General features: G+C 25.6%; 2 protein-coding genes and 1 tRNA gene. 2 read left to right on the top strand and 1 reads right to left on the bottom strand.

The window, feature by feature from the left end:
• The first annotated feature begins 78 nt into the window (after positions 1 to 78).
• Together AZI32_RS16840 and AZI32_RS16835 are read left to right on the top strand one after the other, a co-directional pair.
• Positions 79 to 154 (top strand) — tRNA-Lys (locus tag AZI32_RS16840).
• A gap of 126 nt (positions 155 to 280) precedes the next feature.
• Entirely contained in the window at positions 281 to 1,369 is a 1,089-nt protein-coding gene (locus AZI32_RS16835; protein WP_061997098.1) for a mechanosensitive ion channel family protein, read from the top strand.
• 52 nt (positions 1,370 to 1,421) lie between these two features.
• On the opposite strand, the gene AZI32_RS16830 is transcribed toward AZI32_RS16835, so the two are convergent.
• A complete protein-coding gene (locus tag AZI32_RS16830; RefSeq protein WP_061997096.1) occupies positions 1,422 to 2,159 on the bottom strand; it encodes a glucosaminidase domain-containing protein in 738 nt (245 codons plus the stop codon).
• Positions 2,160 to 2,679: the final 520 nt, after the last annotated feature.

Raw genomic sequence — 2,679 nt, 5'->3', positions numbered from 1 at the left:
AGGCAAGTTAAGCCTCTAGACGCCGAGAGTACTGCACGGGTGACTGTGTGGGAGGGTAGGTTGTTGCCAGGTAAGTATGGTTCACTAGCTCAGTCGGTAGAGCACATGACTTTTAATCATGGTGTCCGGGGTTCGATTCCCCGGTGAGCCACCAAATCGTAGTATTTATACTACGATTTTTTTTTATATAAATTTAAAAATAAAGGTTTATATAAAATAAAATGAAGTGTTATAATAGATATAAAAATTAAACGGTATTTATCTTATGAAAGGAGAATGTATGTTATCTTTATTAAATAATGCAGAAAAAATAGGACCAAATACAATAGGTCAAGAGATGTATATTGTATGGATTAAGCTAGCTTTAGCAATTGGAGCATTTTTATTAATACTATTTTTAAAAAATGTGTTAGTAAAGTACATAATAAAAGGCATAAATAAAATTTTATTAAAATTAGAGATTAAAAATAACTTTAACATAATAGAAGCTATAGAAAATCCTATAAAAAATTTCTTGTTATTATTAGGTGTATACGTAATAATACTAACAGTTTTTGATATATTTAATATAAATGCACTTATATTAAATAGGGCATTTAATAGTTGTGTTTTAGTACTAATAGCGCAATCGCTTATAAATATAGTTGAGAAACCACCGGAAATATTTAATAAGTTTCAAGACAGTGATGGAAAATTAGACAAAATAGCATATTCTTTTATAGCAAAATTTATAAAAGTAGCTATTATAGTTGTAGTTGTACTTACTGTTGCACAAGAATGGGGAATGCCTGTAAAAGGACTTATAGCAAGTGCAGGAATTGGAGGAGCGGTTATAGCGTTAGCTTCTAAAGATACTGCAGCAAATATATTTGCGGGTATAAGTATAATATTTGATAGATCTTTTTCCATTGGAGATTGGATACAATGTGGTAATGTTGAAGGGGAAGTAGAGGATATATCTATAAGGAGTACTAAAATAAGAACATCAGATAAGGTTTTAATAACAATACCGAATTCTACTTTAGCTAATGCATCTATATTAAATTTCACTAAGCGTGATATAAGAAAAATAAGTTTTGTCTTAGGTGTAACTTATGATACACCTAAAGAAAAGATGCAATTATGTATAAATAGAATACAAGATATGTTATTAAAAGAAAGTGATGTAAACAAAGATGGGATATTAGTTTATTTTGATAGCTATAATAATAGCAGTTTAGATATAGTTATAGCATATTATACTAATAAAACAAGTTTAAATGAATACATGAAAGTAAAAAATGATGTGAATTTTAAAATCTTAGATATATTAGAAAGTGAAAAGATAAATGTGGCATTTCCAACAACAAGCGTTTATATTGAAAAATAAACAAAAAACTATGGTTTAAAACCATAGTTTTTTTATTATATTATTAGTAATTTTATTCTATATAAGGAACTGATTTTTCAAGAGAAGAATATATACTCTTTACACCCTTAAACCAAGATTCATCTTCAGAATATTTTTGGTTAAGCCAACGAAAAGGATCTTCATCTTCAGGTCTGTTTAATGATAAGTTTACAACTGTTCTTGAAACAATTTGTGAAGCATCCTCAATATCAGTATTGTAATTTTGCCAGCTATTAAATATATTAAATGGATTATTAGCTATTGTAGTGCAATGAGGATTATTTTTCGGAACAAAGCCTTGTTCCTGACCTGTAATAGCAAATAATAGTAATGGGTTTAAATTAAAATTTTTAGCTGTATCCATAATAGTAGAAAAATAAGGTTCTTCAACTAATATAGAATTTTTTTGAGCCAAATATTGTTTTAAAGCGTTTGTGTTCACTTTTTTATATTTAAAATCTTCATGTAGATGATTGGTAATATTTTTTTTTGCAATTTCTTCATTATGCATATATATATTTTTATATTTTTCATTACTCATATTTAGTTTAATAGAGTAAAATTCAGGGCTGCTATATTTATCATAATAAGAAACAGTAGTATCTTCTTTAAAAGATAAAAAAGCATCATCTTTAAATGCCGGTATATTACCATTATAAAAAATAGCTACATTAAATATTTTAATAAAAATGAAACAAGCGAATGCAAAAAAATAAGTTGTTATAAGGTTAATGATTAAACCTTTATTTTTATAAATTTTTATTTTCATTCATATATCACCATACTATAAAATTTTATGACAAGAGTTAGTTTAACCTAAAATTATAAACTTATTCATACTATAAAATTTCGCAAACTATAAGTTATATTTGTTATAAAATTTTGTTAATTTTTAGATGAATAAGTAAAATACAAAGTTTCAAATATATATTTAATATAAACTTAACCAAGTGTATCATTAGTAGAAAAATAAAGAAAAATAAAGAAAAAAGTAGAAAAATGTAACTAATTAATTCAAAATGTACAATTAAGCAAAATTTAATTTAATATAGTTATATATAATAAATCTTGTCGCTGAGGCAAACAAGTAAGTAACTCAAGCGGTAAGGCTTTAAACTTTAAAAGACACTTAAAGAATTTAAAAAAAGTTTTTAAAAAAGTGTTGACAAAAAAGTTAAAAGCTAGTAAAATAGTAAAAGTCGTCAGGTAATGACGAATTGGTCTTTGAAAATTAAACAGATAAATATAGGTAAAACCAGTTAATTCATTTGAGAATCTATTTTGTAGAG

The organism is Clostridium sp. ATCC 25772, assembly GCF_001573875.1.
Lineage (GTDB): Bacteria > Bacillota > Clostridia > Clostridiales > Clostridiaceae > Clostridium_J > Clostridium_J senegalense.
The sequence above is the reverse complement of the archived record's forward strand: the minus strand, read 5'-3'. Positions and strand labels throughout refer to the sequence as shown.

Excerpts from the sequence above, each read along its gene's own strand:
- AZI32_RS16830 (WP_061997096.1), bottom strand. The coding sequence starts at position 2,159 with ATGAAAATAAAAATTTATAAAAATAAAGGTTTAATCATTAACCTTATA.
- AZI32_RS16835 (WP_061997098.1), top strand. The coding sequence starts at position 281 with ATGTTATCTTTATTAAATAATGCAGAAAAAATAGGACCAAATACAATA.